The organism is Leifsonia araucanica (assembly GCF_051161895.1).
GTDB lineage: Bacteria > Actinomycetota > Actinomycetes > Actinomycetales > Microbacteriaceae > Leifsonia.
Genome location: NZ_JBMBTW010000002.1, coordinates 672,451 through 685,445 on the forward strand (window position 1 = coordinate 672,451; position 12,995 = coordinate 685,445).

At 68.7% G+C, this 12,995-nt stretch carries 12 protein-coding genes; 6 read left to right on the forward strand and 6 right to left on the reverse strand.

Going from position 1 to position 12,995, the window contains the following annotated elements; translation table 11 throughout:
- The first annotated feature begins 15 nt into the window (after positions 1-15).
- Both ACN6M5_RS03185 and clpX read left to right on the forward strand, forming a co-directional pair.
- Complete coding sequence (locus ACN6M5_RS03185) at positions 16-765, forward strand: AAA family ATPase (protein ID WP_434948475.1); 750 nt, start codon at positions 16-18, stop codon at positions 763-765.
- Positions 766-875: 110 nt separating this feature from the next.
- Positions 876-2,150 (forward strand): ATP-dependent Clp protease ATP-binding subunit ClpX, encoded by a 1,275-nt coding sequence (gene clpX / locus ACN6M5_RS03190; RefSeq protein WP_085368477.1) that lies wholly within the window; start codon positions 876-878, stop codon positions 2,148-2,150.
- A 346-nt stretch (positions 2,151-2,496) separates the two neighbouring features.
- Here the strand turns inward: clpX and ACN6M5_RS03195 are convergent, their stop codons facing one another.
- Positions 2,497-4,533, reverse strand: coding sequence for a M3 family metallopeptidase (locus tag ACN6M5_RS03195; protein ID WP_434948476.1), 2,037 nt, complete (start codon positions 4,531-4,533; stop codon positions 2,497-2,499).
- A gap of 119 nt (positions 4,534-4,652) precedes the next feature.
- Between ACN6M5_RS03195 and ACN6M5_RS03200 the strand changes: the two genes are divergently transcribed.
- Genes ACN6M5_RS03200 through ACN6M5_RS03210 form a run of 3 tightly spaced genes read left to right on the forward strand, consistent with a single transcriptional unit; the run spans position 4,653 to position 6,837 of the window.
- Positions 4,653-5,336 (forward strand): ArsR/SmtB family transcription factor, encoded by a 684-nt coding sequence (locus ACN6M5_RS03200; protein ID WP_085368475.1) that lies wholly within the window; start codon positions 4,653-4,655, stop codon positions 5,334-5,336.
- Positions 5,333-6,637, forward strand: a complete 1,305-nt coding sequence (locus ACN6M5_RS03205; protein ID WP_434948477.1) for an MFS transporter — start codon at positions 5,333-5,335, stop codon at positions 6,635-6,637. Before ACN6M5_RS03200 ends, ACN6M5_RS03205 begins: the two co-directional genes overlap by 4 nt.
- Positions 6,634-6,837 (forward strand): hypothetical protein, encoded by a 204-nt coding sequence (locus tag ACN6M5_RS03210; RefSeq protein WP_434948478.1) that lies wholly within the window; start codon positions 6,634-6,636, stop codon positions 6,835-6,837. Before ACN6M5_RS03205 ends, ACN6M5_RS03210 begins: the two co-directional genes overlap by 4 nt.
- A gap of 24 nt (positions 6,838-6,861) precedes the next feature.
- On the opposite strand, the gene ACN6M5_RS03215 is transcribed toward ACN6M5_RS03210, so the two are convergent.
- From ACN6M5_RS03215 to ACN6M5_RS03235, 5 genes are all read right to left on the reverse strand, one after another.
- Positions 6,862-7,128, reverse strand: a complete 267-nt coding sequence (locus ACN6M5_RS03215; protein ID WP_085368472.1) for a hypothetical protein — start codon at positions 7,126-7,128, stop codon at positions 6,862-6,864.
- A complete protein-coding gene (locus tag ACN6M5_RS03220; RefSeq protein ID WP_434948479.1) occupies positions 7,128-7,592 on the reverse strand; it encodes a GNAT family N-acetyltransferase in 465 nt (154 codons plus the stop codon). Before ACN6M5_RS03220 ends, ACN6M5_RS03215 begins: the two co-directional genes overlap by 1 nt.
- A 115-nt stretch (positions 7,593-7,707) precedes the next feature.
- Positions 7,708-8,154, reverse strand: coding sequence for a GNAT family N-acetyltransferase (locus ACN6M5_RS03225; RefSeq protein ID WP_085368470.1), 447 nt, complete (start codon positions 8,152-8,154; stop codon positions 7,708-7,710).
- A complete protein-coding gene (valS, locus tag ACN6M5_RS03230; protein WP_434948480.1) occupies positions 8,151-10,760 on the reverse strand; it encodes a valine--tRNA ligase in 2,610 nt (869 codons plus the stop codon). The genes ACN6M5_RS03225 and valS overlap by 4 nt, the downstream gene beginning before the upstream one ends.
- Before the next feature lie 79 nt (positions 10,761-10,839).
- On the reverse strand, positions 10,840-12,189 hold the full coding sequence (locus ACN6M5_RS03235) for an MFS transporter (protein ID WP_247597383.1): 1,350 nt from the start codon (positions 12,187-12,189) through the stop codon (positions 10,840-10,842).
- Positions 12,190-12,267: 78 nt separating this feature from the next.
- Here ACN6M5_RS03235 and ACN6M5_RS03240 point away from each other — a divergent pair, with 78 nt between their 5' ends.
- Complete coding sequence (locus ACN6M5_RS03240; RefSeq protein WP_434948481.1) at positions 12,268-12,900, forward strand: TetR/AcrR family transcriptional regulator; 633 nt, start codon at positions 12,268-12,270, stop codon at positions 12,898-12,900.
- The last annotated feature ends 95 nt before the right edge of the window (positions 12,901-12,995 follow it).

Here is a 12,995-nt window from a genome sequence, read left to right on the forward strand (position 1 = left end):
CCGGAGCCTTCCGCGATGAACGAACGGGGCGATCGTCTGGACGACGATCGCCCCGTTCGGCGTGTCAGGGCATATGCGGACGCTCCGTACGATCCGGATGCGTGGCCAGCGAACATCCCGGCCGTCGCGCAGGTGCTCCGCTCCGGGCTGGAGCTCGCGCCGGGCGTGACCTTCCTGGTGGGGGAGAACGGCAGCGGCAAGTCCACCATCGTTGAGGGTGTTGCGACCGCGTACGGGCTGCCGCCCGAGGGCGGGAGCAACCAGGGCTCGCACAGCACGAGGCCCAGCGAGTCGCCGCTCGGCGAGTGGCTGCTGGTCGAGCGCAGCCCGTCAGCGCCGCGCTGGGGATTCTTCCTGCGGGCGGAGACGATGCACGGCTACTACTCCTATCTGGAGTCGCTGCCCGGCAGTCCGGATGCGCACCTGCACGCGCTGAGCCACGGCGAGTCGTTCAACGACCTGCTCGAGAACAAGCTGAACCACCCGCAGTACGTCGCCGGCCTGGTCTGCCTCGACGAGCCGGAGGCTGCGCTGTCGTTCGAGTCGTCGCTGCGCTGGCTGTCCAACCTCAACGAGATGGTCGCGCGCGGCACCCAGGTGCTGTGCGCGACGCACTCGCCGATCCTGGCCGCGCTGCCCGGCGCGCGCATCCTGGAGGTGGGCGAGTGGGGCATCCGGTCGACGACCTGGGAGGAGCTGGAGATCGTGCGGCACTGGCGCTCGTTCCTCGACGCGCCCGGCCGCTACTTCCGCCATCTGCTGTAGGCAGAACAGGATGCGCGTGGCGCGCGTGACCAAATGCGGCCAGGTGCGCGCCAATGTCGCTCGCACAGGTTAGGCTCGACGGGAAAGACCCTGAGAAGGAGGGGAGAGGGATGGCACGCATCGGGGAAAGCGCCGATCTGCTCAAGTGTTCCTTCTGTGGCAAGAGCCAGAAGCAGGTCCAGCAACTGATCGCCGGACCGGGCGTGTACATCTGCGACGAGTGCGTCGAGCTGTGCAACGAGATCATCGAAGAGCGACTCGCCGAAGCAGGCGAAGAGACGGCAGGCGAATTCGACCTGCCGAAGCCCAAGGAGATCTTCGGATTCCTCGAGGAGTACGTGATCGGCCAGGAGGCCGCGAAGCGTGCGCTGGCGGTGGCTGTCTACAACCACTACAAGCGCGTTCGCGCCAAGGCGTCGATCACCTCGGCCGACGTCATGGACGACGTCGAGATCGCGAAGAGCAACATCCTGCTGATCGGCCCGACGGGCTGCGGCAAGACCTACCTGGCCCAGACGCTGGCGAAGCGGCTCAACGTGCCGTTCGCCGTCGCCGACGCGACAGCCCTCACCGAAGCGGGCTACGTGGGCGAAGACGTCGAGAACATCCTGCTCAAGCTCATCCAGGCCGCTGACTACGACGTGAAGCGCGCCGAGACGGGCATCATCTACATCGACGAGGTCGACAAGATCGCGCGCAAGGCGGAGAACCCGTCGATCACGCGCGACGTGTCCGGCGAGGGTGTGCAGCAAGCGCTGCTCAAGATCCTCGAGGGCACGGTCGCCTCCGTTCCTCCGCAGGGCGGGCGCAAGCATCCGCACCAGGAGTTCATCCAGATCGACACCACGAACGTGCTGTTCATCGTGGCCGGCGCGTTCGCCGGGCTCGAAGACATCATCTCCCAGCGTGCAGGCAAGAAGGGCATCGGCTTCGGCGCCCCGCTGCACTCGAAGGGCGACGACGTCAACCTGTTCAGCGAGGTGCTTCCGGAAGACCTGCACAAGTTCGGGCTCATCCCGGAGTTCATCGGCCGTCTTCCCGTGGTCACCACGGTGACGCCGCTCGACCAGGATGCGCTGATGCAGATCCTCACCGTGCCGAAGAACGCCCTGGTGCGTCAGTACCAGCGCATGTTCGAGCTCGACGGCGTGCAGCTCGAATTCGAGCAGCCGGCACTGGAAGCCATCGCCGACCTGGCGGTGCTCCGCAAGACGGGCGCCCGCGGACTCCGCGCGATCATGGAAGAGGTCCTCGGGCCGATCATGTTCGAGGTGCCGTCGAGCGCCGAGGTCGCCCGCGTCGTCGTCACCCGCGAAGCGGTGCTCGAGAACGCGGCGCCCACGATCGTGCCTCACCGTCCGCGCCGCGAGGAGAAGTCCGCGTAACGCGCGTTCCGTTGATTGGCGAGCTCCGCAGTAGCGGAGTTCCCGGCGACACGCCGCATCACCCGTCCGCAACATCGGAGTCTTGGGATGCGGCGGCGTCCTATCTCCGTTGCAGCGGAGTTCGGGATGCGGCGTCGCGCGTCTCCGTTACTGCGGAGAAGTGGGGTGGGGCGCGGCCGAGACTCCGCTGTTGCGGAGATCTGGACGGCGTGTCGCCGCGAGGTTCCTGTGGAACGGTGGCGAATCCATCGGGGCTCGGGCCGTGTGCAGCCCGGCGGGCGCGACCGATCCGGCCTCCCCGCGCCCGCTCCGCCGGAGCGGAGCGGGCGCGAGGGAGACCGACGGATCAGTCGGCGAGGCCGCGGCGTTCGAGCAGGGGCTCGATCACCGCGTCGCGGCCGCGGAAGTCGCGGTAGGCCTCCAGCGGGTCTTTCGAGCCGCCGACGCCGAGCAGGCGCTGGCGGAAGCGGTCGCCGTTGTCGCGGGTGAGGCCGCCGTTCTCGGTGAACCAGGCGACCGTGTCCGCATCCAGCACCTCGCTCCAGATGTAGGAGTAATACCCCGCGTCGTATCCGCCCGAGAAGGTGTGCGCGAAGTACGTGCTCGCGTAGCGGGGCGGCACGGCGGGGTTGTCGAGGCCCGCGTCCGCGAGGGCCTGCGCCTCGAAGGCGGCGACGTCGGTGACCGTGTTGTCCGCGGTGATCGCGTGCCAGGCCTGGTCGAGCAGCGTCGCAGCGAGGTATTCGCTGGTCTGGAAGCCCTCGTTGAACGCCTCGGACTCGTGCAGCTTGTCGACGAGCTCCTGCGGCATCCGCTCGCCCGTCTCGTTGTGCACGGCGTAGTTCTCCAGGATCTCCGGCCAGAGCATCCACATCTCGTTGACCTGGCTCGGGAACTCGACGAAGTCGCGGTAGACGTTCGTGCCCGCGAACTTCGGATACGTGACCCGCGCGAACAGCCCGTGCAGGGCGTGCCCGAACTCGTGGAAGAGCGTGTTGGTCTCGTCGTAACTGAGCAGCGTGGGCTCGCCGGCGGCGGGCTTCGGCACGTTGAGGTTGTTGACCACGACGGTCGGGTAGTCGAGCAGTGCCGACTGGGAGATGAGCGGGTTCATCCACGCTCCGCCCCGCTTCGAGTCGCGCGTGTACAGGTCGAGGATGTAGAGGCCGAGCTCGGAGCCGTCCTCGTTGCGCACCTCGAAGACGCGCGCCTCCGGGTGGTAGGCGACGAGGTCTGGACGCTCCTCGAACGTGATGCCGTAGAGCCTGGTGGCCGCGTAGAAGACGCCGTCGCGCAGCACGCGCTCCGCTTCGAAATACGGGCGCATCGCGGCGACATCGATGTCGTACTTCGCTTGCCGCACCTTCTCGGTGAGGTACGCCCAGTCCCAGGCGGCCAGTTCGGTGCCGTCAGGGAGCTGCTGCTGCAGGTCGGCCTGCTCGGCGCGGGCGTTGCGGGCGGCAGGAGGCGCGAGCCGTCCGAGCATGGCCGCGACCGCCTCCGGGGTCTTGGCCGTCTGCCCGGCCGTGACATAGCCGGCGTGGGTCTCGAAGCCGAGCAGCCGGGCGCGCTCGGCGCGCAGGCGGGTGATGTCGAGCACGAGCTGACGGTTGTCGTTGTCTCCGCCCCGGATGCCGCGGGAACGGGATGCGGTCATGATCCGCTCCCGCACCCCACGGGTGGTGAGGCTCGCGAGGAACGGGTGGCCGGTGGGCAGCACCAGGGTGACCACGTACTTCCCGTCGAGGCCGCGCTCCTTCGCCGCCTCCGCCGCAGCAGAGATCGCGCCGTCGCCGAGGCCGTCGAGGTCGGCGACGTCGTCGAAGACCACCGCGAGGTCGTTGGTGTCGGCCAGGAGGTTCTTCTCGAACCGGGTGGTCAGAGTGGACAGCTGCTGGTTGTACTCGCGCAGCCGCTCCTTGTCCGCGTCGCTGAGGCCGGCGCCAGCGAGGGTGAACTCCTCGTAGTACCGCTCGACCAGGTAGCGGGATTCGGGGTCGAGACCCAGCGCATCCCTGTCGTCGTAGATGGCCTTGATGCGGCCGTACAACGCCGGGTCGAGCCGGATGGCGTCCTGGTGGGCGGCCAGTAGGGGAGCGATCTCCTCTTCGAGCGCGTTGGTGAAGTCGCTGGAGTCCGACGAGCTCTTGTTGAAGAAGACCTCAGCGACCCGCTGCAGGGTCTGGCCGGACTTCTCCAGAGGGACGAACGTGTTCTCGAAGGTGGGCTCGTCCGTGGAGGCGGTGATCGCCGCCACCTCCGCCAGCTGCTCCTCGAAACCCCTGTCGAAAGCGGGGCGGTAGTGCTCGTCCCGGATGTCCGCGAACGGCGGCAACTGGTACGGAAGCGTGCTGGGGGAGAAGAACGGGTTCGTGTCTGCCATTGATCCAGCCTAGGGCCGCGCACCGCCGCCGCGCAGGATCCCATGCAAACGAATGATTGCAAAGACTCAATTGCAAAGAGTCTGTTGCAAAGAAGTCTTTGCATTGCTACTCTCTCCCTATGGCCACCGAAGAAAAGCCCGAGCAGCCGCAGAACGACGGCACGAAGCCCCCGGCGATCTCGTACCCGATGCATGACGCACTGGGGATGGAGGCGCTCCGGGCGCTCGCGCATCCCCTGCGGGTGGAGATCATGAACGAGCTCTCCGACTTCGGGCCGGCGACGGCCAGCGGCCTCGCCGAGCGGCTGGGGGAGTCGAGCGGATCGACCAGCTACCACCTGCGGCAGCTCGCCAAGCACGGCATCATCGTGGAGGACGCCGAGAAGGGGTCCGGTCGCGAGCGCTGGTGGAAGATGGCGCCTGGCGGCGTCACCATCGGTTCGCCGGAGACGCTGGCCACCCCGGCCGGCCGGGAAGCCAACGAACTCATCTCCCGCGAGTGGCAGCAGAACAACGAGCGCCGCCTCACCGCCTTCCTGCGCCGCGGCCTCGACGTCTACGGCAGCGAGTGGATGCAGGCCAGCACCCTCTCCACGTCGCACCTCCAGCTCACCATCGACCAGCTGGCCGAGTTCGGCCGCGAGTACTACGCGATGCAGACCAGGCTCCGCGACAAGTGGCGCGCCGAGGGCAACGGCCCCGACAGCCACGACGGCGGCGGAGACGGCGCCGGCGCGGAAGGCAGCCTCCGCGTGCAGGTGCAGTTCAACGCGTTCCCCCTGGTGGAGGCGAGCGAGCGATGAGCGCAGACACCCAGCAGCGGGTGACCAGGGCGCCGATGAGCGCCGGGTTCAACAGGCTCTGGACGTCGGCCATCGCCAGCAACCTCGCCGACGGGATCGGGCGCACGGCCGTGCCGCTGATCGCGACGACGCTCACCAGGGATCCCGCCCTCATCGCGGGCCTGAGCGCCGTGACGTTCCTGCCCTGGCTGCTGTTCGGCATCCCGGCCGGGATGCTGCTCGACAGGGTCGACCGCCGGATCGCGATGGCGGTCGCGAACACCCTCCGCTTCGCCGTCGCCGCCCTGCTGGCCGTGCTCGTCTCGACGGACTCGCTGACGATCTGGCTGCTCTACGGCTGCGTGCTGCTGTTCGGGATGGGCGAGACCGTCTTCGACAACGCCACCACCACCGTCGTCCCCAGCCTCGTCACCCGCGATCAGCTCGACAGGGCGAACGGCCGGATGCAGTCGGCCGAGATCGTGGTGCAGAACTTCATCGCCACCCCGATCGCCGGCTTCCTCTTCGCCGCCGCCATCGCGCTGCCGGTCTGGCTGACAGGAGGAGGGTTCCTGATCGCCGGGCTGCTGGCGCTCACGATCCCCGCCGCCGCTGCCGGTGCGTACCGGAAGGGCGCGGCCGCACAAGCCGCACAGGCCGCACAGGGTGCAGACGGCGTCGCCGCCGACACCCGGCCGCCGTTCCGCGCCGTCGTCTCGTTCCTGGTCCACCACCGGTTCCTGCGGACGATGATCATCCTGACCTCGCTGACCGCCTCCGCCCTCGCGTTCGCGCAGGGGAGTGTCGTCCTGCTCCTGCTGCAGACCTTCTCCGTCCCCGCCGCCCTCATCGGCGTCGTGACGGCGGGCGTCGGCGTCGGAGCCCTGGCAGGCGCGCTCATCGCGAGCAGACTCGTCGAGCGCTTCGGCCGCGGTCCGGTGATGTTCTGCTCGATGCTCGTGTGCGGGATCGGCATGTTCTGCGTCGGGGTCACCGCCAACGTCGTCGTCGCGATCGTGGCATACGCCGTCGGCGCGTTCGGCGTCGCGGTCTGGAACGTGCCGTGGGGCGCGCTCCGTCAGGCGATCGTGCCCAACGACATGCTGGGGCGCGCGATGGGGATCGTGCGCACCATCGGCTGGGGGCTCACCCCGATCGCCACGGTGCTGGGCGGTTTCGTCGCCCGCATCGACCTGCGCCTGCCGTTCGTCATCGGCGGCGCCGTCGTCCTCGCACTGACGCTCATCGCGGTGCGGCTCCTGCTCTCCGCCGGTTCACACGAACCGGCGCACGAAACCACCACGGAAGGAACCGGATCATGACCGTCGTCGACGTCACTGTTCCCAGCATCCACCAGGCCACCTGGACCCAGCGCACCGCGATCCGCTTCGGCAGCGCCCTCACCGAGTGGGGCGTGCGCCGCGCGACGCTCCGCACGGCGCCGGACTTCGCCGACCAGCTCGCGGCCGTCGAGCGGACCCGCGACGAGGCGGCGCGTCAGCTGCCTCAGCTGCCGCGCTGATGGATGCGCGACTCAGCGGAACCGTCAGTCCTGGTCGAACTCGTCCGGCTCGCCGTGGACGGGCTGCGTGATCGTCGCGGAGTCCTCCTGCGGGTTGAACCGGATGACCGTGCCGTCGTCGAGTTCGACGACCGGCTTGCCCTCCAGCCAGGTGAGCGTCCACTTCCATCCGTCCGTGGCGACGTCGGTCGCCACGAGTTCTTCCTCGACCGTGGTGACCGCGTACGCGACCACCTCGGGGAGGCTGCTCGGCGCTTCGCCGCCGACGGACCAGCGCGTTCCCAGCTGCATCAGGCGCTCGGCCGCGCAGCGGGAAGGTCGATCTCGTACGTGACCCACGAGGTGCGGGTGGCGACGGAGTCGTAGACCTGCTGGGCCTCGGAGTTGTCGCGCGCGGTGATCCACTGCACGACGCCGAGGCCGCGCTCCTCCGCCAGGGAGCGGACGGCGTCGATGAGCGTGCGGCCGATGCCCTTGTGGCGGTCCTCCTCCGCGACGAACAGGTCGTCGAGGAACAGGCCCCTGTCGCCTTCGAGCGGGCGGGCGAACTCGCGGACGTGGGCGAGGCCGACGATGCGACCGTCCTCGACGGCCACCAGTCCGTCCTCTTCGTGGTCGGGAGCGGTCAGCCAGGACCAGAGCAGCAGGGCCTTCTGGTCGGTGAGCTGGGTCTCGTAGAACGCCGCGTACTTCTCGTACAGGTCGAGCCAGGCGAAGAAATCGCCGTCTGCGACCGGTCGGACTTCAATCGACATGGGTGCCTCCGTTCGCCTTCCCCGCACGGCTGAATCTTGGTGCGTGTGTTTCGACCTTATCGCGCGCATCCCGGCCGGTCGATGCCGTCGGGGGTGGTGGATGCGCGCGAGGGGTTCACGGGACGAGGTCGTACGTGACCCACTTGGTCTTCTCGGCCACGCGGTCGTAGACGCGCCTGGCCGTCTCGTTGTCCTTCGCGGTGATCCAGCGAACGACGGACAGGCCGTGCTCGCGGGCGCGGTCGCGCAGCGCTTCGAGGAGGGCCGTGCCCGCCCCGTCTCCGCGGGCGTCCTTCGCGACGAACAGGTCGTCGAGGTAGAGACCGCGGCTGCCGTCGAGCGGCCGGACGAACTCGCGCACGTGCGCGAGACCGATCGGTGTGCCATCGTCGTTGACCGCGAAGTACGCCTCGAGCTCGTTGTCCGGATCGGTGATCCAGCTCCACACGAGCAGCGCCTTCTCGTCCGTCAGCGGCTGTTCGTAGAACTCGCCGTAGCCTGCGTAGAGGTCGAGCCAGGTGAAGAACTCGTTGTCTTCCACACTCCGGACCGTCACGGTCATCGTTCCTCCTCGCTCGGGGCCTGGGCCAGCAGGATATCGGTCACTGAAAGGTCAGTGGCTGCAGCGAAACGCAGTTCGGCGATCTTGCCCACCGAACGGAGGTCGCCCGCCGCACTCTCGATGGCCGCGATCTCGGCCTCCGGGCCGGCGATGACAGCCGAGCCGACGGGTGTGCGCTGGGACGCCTTCGCGGTGGTCTTCGCGCCGCGGATGGCGGTCAGCGCGCGGCCGACGATGCCGAGCACTGCTGCGTCGTCAGCCCACGCGCCGGCGACCTCCGACGCCTCCGGCCACGCCGCGGTGTGCACGGAGCCGTCGTTGAACCAGCTCCACGCCTCCTCGGTGGCGAAGGGCACGACGGGGGCGAACAGGCGCAGGAACGCCGACAGCGCGATGCGGAGGGCGACGACGGCCGAGGTCTGCTCGGCGCTCTGCTCTCCGTATGCGCGCTCCTTGACGAGCTCGAGGTAGTCGTCGCAGAACGTCCAGAAGTACGTCTCCGCGATCTCCAGGGCGCGCGCGTGGTCGTAGCCGTCGAGCGCTGTGGTGGCGTCGGAGACGACCGCGGCGAGGTTCTGCAGCATGCTCCTGTCGAGCGGGCTGGTGACCAGTGCGAGGTCGTCGGCGCCCGTCGCCTCGAAGCCCAGGATGAACTTCGCCGCGTTCAGGATCTTGATGGCGAGGCGCCGGCCGATCTTGATCTGCGTCGGGTTCTGCGGGTCGAAGGCCGCGTCGGTGCCGAGGCGCGACGATGCCGCCCAGTAGCGCACGGCGTCCGAGCCGTGCTTCTCCAGGATGTCGGCGGGCGTGACGACGTTGCCCTTGGACTTGGACATCTTCTTGCGGTCGGGGTCCACGATGAAGCCGGAGAGGGCGGTGTGCGCCCACGGGGCAACGTGGTTCTCCAGCTCGGAGCGGAGCATGGTAGAGAACAGCCAGGTGCGGATGATGTCCTGGCCCTGCGGGCGCAGGTCGAACGGGTAGACGGCGTCGAACAGCGCGTCGTCCCTCTTCCATCCGCCGGCGAGCTGCGGGGTGAGCGAGGAGGTCATCCAGGTGTCCATCACGTCGTGCTCGCCGATGAAGCCGTTGGGCTGGTTGCGCTGCGACTCCTCGAAGCCGGGAGCAGCATCCGACGACGGGTCGACGGGCAGCTGGTCGTGCGACGGCAGGATCGGCTCGTCGAACACCGGGTTGCCGTCGCCGTCGAGCGCGTACCAGACAGGGATCGGCACGCCGAAGAAGCGCTGGCGAGAGATGAGCCAGTCTCCGGTGAGACCGCCGACCCAGTTCTCGTAGCGCACGCGCATGAACTCGGGGTGCCAGTCGATGCTCTGGCCGAGCTCGATCAGCCGCGCGCGGAGTGCTTCGTCGCGGGCGCCGTTCTTCACGTACCACTGGCGGGTCGAGACGATCTCGAGCGGCTTGTCGCCCTTCTCGAAGAACTTGACCGGGTGCTGGATGGGCTTGGGGTCGCCCTCCAGGTCGCCGGAGGCGCGGAGCAGCTCGACGACGGCCTGCTTGGCCGAGAACACGGTCTTGCCCGCCAGCTCGGCGAACGCGGCCTTGCCGGCCTCGGACGCGATGGCGTCCGGCGCCTCGCTGACGATGCGGCCGTCGAAGCCGATGATCGCGCGGTTCGGCAGGTCGAGCTCGCGCCACCAGGTGACGTCGGTGATGTCGCCGAAGGTACAGATCATGGCGATGCCTGAGCCCTTGTCCGGCTGCGCGAGGTGGTGCGCGAGCACGGGGACCTCGACACCGAACACCGGCGTGGTGACGGTGGTGCCGAACAGCGGCTTGTACCGCTCGTCGTCGGGATGCGCGACCAGGGCCACACAGGCCGGCAGCAGTTCGGGACGCGTGGTCTCGATCCAGATCGGCCCGTCTGCGCCGTGGAACGACACCCGGTGGTATGCGCTCGGCTGCTCGCGGTCTTCGAGCTCCGCCTGGGCGACGGCCGTGCGGAAGGTGATGTCCCAGAGCGTCGGGGCCATCGCCTGGTACGCCTCGCCGCGCTCGATGTTGCGCAGGAACGCCAGCTGGGAGGTGAACAGCGCCTCCTGGCCGATGGTGCGGTACGTCTGGGTCCAGTCGACGGAGAGGCCGAGCGAACGCCACAGCGCCTCGAACTGCTTCTCGTCCTCGACGGTCAGGCGCTCGCACAGCTCGATGAAGTTGCGCCGCGAGATCGGCTTCTGGTCAGCGGCCTTGCTCGACTTGTTGTCCCCGCCCTCGAACGGCGGCACGAAGTCGGCGTCGTACGGCAGGGTGGGGTCGCAGCGGACGCCGTAGTAGTTCTGCACGCGCCGCTCGGTGGGCAGGCCGTTGTCGTCCCAGCCCATCGGGTAGAAGACGTGCTGGCCGCGCATCCGGTGGTAGCGGGCGATCACGTCGGTGTGCGTGTAGCTGAAGACGTGGCCGATGTGCAGCGAACCGCTCGCCGTCGGCGGGGGCGTGTCGATGGAGTAGATGCACTCGCGGTCGGCGGCGAGGGCCGCATCCCGGGGGAACAGGTAGGTTCCTGCAGTCTGCCAGTGGGAGCCCCACTTGGCCTCCAGGCCTTCGAGGGCGGGCTTGTCAGGCACCGGGTTGGCGGCGTTCATCGTTCTCCGATTCGCTATATGCGGCACCGTGTCGATGGTGAGGTGCCTGAGTGTGCAGTCCCTCCAGGGTACCTGAGCGTCACTCGGGAGAGACGACCTCGTCGATGATCGGCCTGCGGCGGGCGGCGAAGAGGGCGGCGACGAGGGTGATCACGCTCATGATGCCGAGCACGATCCCCGGGTGCCACCAGGCGTTTCCTGTCGCGTTGCCGAGCAGCAGGGTCAGTGCGGGGACGAACGCCGTGAGGAGTGCGGCGATGCTGTACGCGACGGAGAGCCCGCTGTAGCGCACGTCGCTCGGGAACAGGTCGGACATCAGCCCGCCGAGCCCCGCCCACGACAGCGTCGGGAGGATGCCGCCGACGATCATGCTGCCGACCAGGATGGGGAAGGTCGCGTACTGCAGCAGGAAGTACATCGGGAACGCGATCACGAGCGTGCCGATCGCGCCGATGGCGACGACGCGCGCCGAGCCGATCCTGGTCGCCCAGACGCCGAACAGCGGGATGGTCACCAGCTGCAGCAGCCCGCCGATGGTGGTGGCGATGAGCAGGTCGGAGAAGCTGAACTTCAGCACGGCCGTGCCGTAGTCGACCATGTACGTGTTCATCAGCGAGTACGAGCCGATGCCGAGGATCGCGGCGCCGATGGCGATCACGAACCCGGTCGGCGCCTTGCGGAACACCTGCAGCACGGGGAACCTGTCGCGCTTGCCGGTCTCCAGCAGCTGCTTGAACACCGGGGTCTCGTCGATCGACCAGCGCAGGTAGAGCGAGACGAGCAGCAGCGGGATGGCCGTGAGGAACGGGATGCGCCAGCCCCACGCCGCGATGTCCTCCGGGCTGAGCAGCGTCGACATCAGGATGAACACCACGGCGCTCAGGATCGACCCGACGGGGGAGCCGAGCTGGGGGAGGGCGGCGTAGAAGCCGCGCCGCTTCGGGTTGGCGTACTCGGTCGCGAGCAGGATCGAGCCTCCCCACTCCCCGCCGAGCGACAGGCCCTGCACGAGGCGGAGCAGCACCAGGGCGATGGCGCCGAACCAGCCGGCGACCGCGTAGGTCGGCAGCACGCCGACGAGGCCGGTGCCGATGCCCATCATCAGGATGGTGATGAGCAGCGTGGGGCGGCGGCCGATCCTGTCGCCGAGGTGGCCGAAGACGATGGCGCCGATGGGCCGGATGACGAACCCGGCCGCGATGGTGAGGAACCCGGCGAGCACTCCGCCGAAGACGCCGAGCGGCTGGAAGAACAGCGGGCCGACGAAGAACGCGCTGAAGTAGGCGAACAGATAGAAGTCGTACGACTCCAGCGATGTGCCGACGAACGAGGCGATGGTCACCCTGCGGGCGGTGCCGGGGGTGATGCCTGGGCGGTCGGTGTCGCTGCGGACGATGGTGTCTGGTGCTGTCGCGTTGGGGGAGGTCACGGGGTTCCTTGTCTGGCGGGCTGCAGTGGTCCGTTAATATGTGGACCGGGTCCAATAATAGGCGTGAGGAGGTAACGCGTGGCACAGGCAGACCATTCCCGCTCCGGGCGCCCCCGCGCATCCAGTCGCCGGATGCTCGCGGAGGCCGCCGGTGAGCTGTTCCTGGAGAAGACGTACGACGGCACCACCGTCGACGACATCGCGCGCCGAGCAGGGGTGAGCAGGGCCACCTTCTTCAACTACTTCGGCTCCAAGAGCGACCTGCTCTGGCTGGAGGTGGACGAGAGCCTGCGCGGGTTCGACCGGGTGCTGGCCGCCGCCGACCCGAGCGCTCCTCCGATGACCGCCGTGCTGGATGCGGTGACCGCCCTCGCGAACGAGTTCGGCCCCGCCCGCCTCCCGCTCGCCGTGACGCAGTACGAGCTGATGGGAACGGACGGCGAGCTGGAGGCGTCTGCCCTCCCGCGCTTCCTCGCGCTGGTGCGCCAGCTGAGCGCCTTCGTCGCCGCGCGGCTGGGCGACAGGCAGGACGCGCTCCTCCCGCGCGCCATCGCCACCTCCGTGATCGGGGCGGCGGGTGCTGCTGCGGCGGTCTGGGCGCGCAGCGGCGTGCGTCGCGGTCCGCTCGCGCCGGTGATCGTGGCCGCGGTCGGGCCGGTCTGCGCCGGGTACGCGTCCGCGCTGGGCGAAGTGCCCGAAATCCGCTCGTAAACGAGCTAGAATCGTGCGTACAGACATCGACCCGGCGATCACCGGCGAGTCTTCGGAAGAACAGCGCACCGCGAGGCGCGCCCAGTAGAACCGAA

What these genes read in the sequence shown, in the direction of transcription:
- clpX (WP_085368477.1), top strand. Translation starts at nt 876, where the DNA reads ATGGCACGCATCGGGGAAAGCGCCGATCTGCTCAAGTGTTCCTTCTGT.
- ACN6M5_RS03215 (WP_085368472.1), bottom strand. Translation starts at nt 7,128, where the DNA reads ATGCAGCTGGGAACGCGCTGGTCCGTCGGCGGCGAAGCGCCGAGCAGC.
- ACN6M5_RS03195 (WP_434948476.1), bottom strand. Translation starts at nt 4,533, where the DNA reads ATGGCAGACACGAACCCGTTCTTCTCCCCCAGCACGCTTCCGTACCAG.
- valS (WP_434948480.1), bottom strand. Translation starts at nt 10,760, where the DNA reads ATGAACGCCGCCAACCCGGTGCCTGACAAGCCCGCCCTCGAAGGCCTG.
- ACN6M5_RS03185 (WP_434948475.1), top strand. Translation starts at nt 16, where the DNA reads ATGAACGAACGGGGCGATCGTCTGGACGACGATCGCCCCGTTCGGCGT.
- ACN6M5_RS03210 (WP_434948478.1), top strand. Translation starts at nt 6,634, where the DNA reads ATGACCGTCGTCGACGTCACTGTTCCCAGCATCCACCAGGCCACCTGG.
- ACN6M5_RS03220 (WP_434948479.1), bottom strand. Translation starts at nt 7,592, where the DNA reads ATGTCGATTGAAGTCCGACCGGTCGCAGACGGCGATTTCTTCGCCTGG.
- ACN6M5_RS03205 (WP_434948477.1), top strand. Translation starts at nt 5,333, where the DNA reads ATGAGCGCAGACACCCAGCAGCGGGTGACCAGGGCGCCGATGAGCGCC.
- ACN6M5_RS03200 (WP_085368475.1), top strand. Translation starts at nt 4,653, where the DNA reads ATGGCCACCGAAGAAAAGCCCGAGCAGCCGCAGAACGACGGCACGAAG.
- ACN6M5_RS03225 (WP_085368470.1), bottom strand. Translation starts at nt 8,154, where the DNA reads ATGACCGTGACGGTCCGGAGTGTGGAAGACAACGAGTTCTTCACCTGG.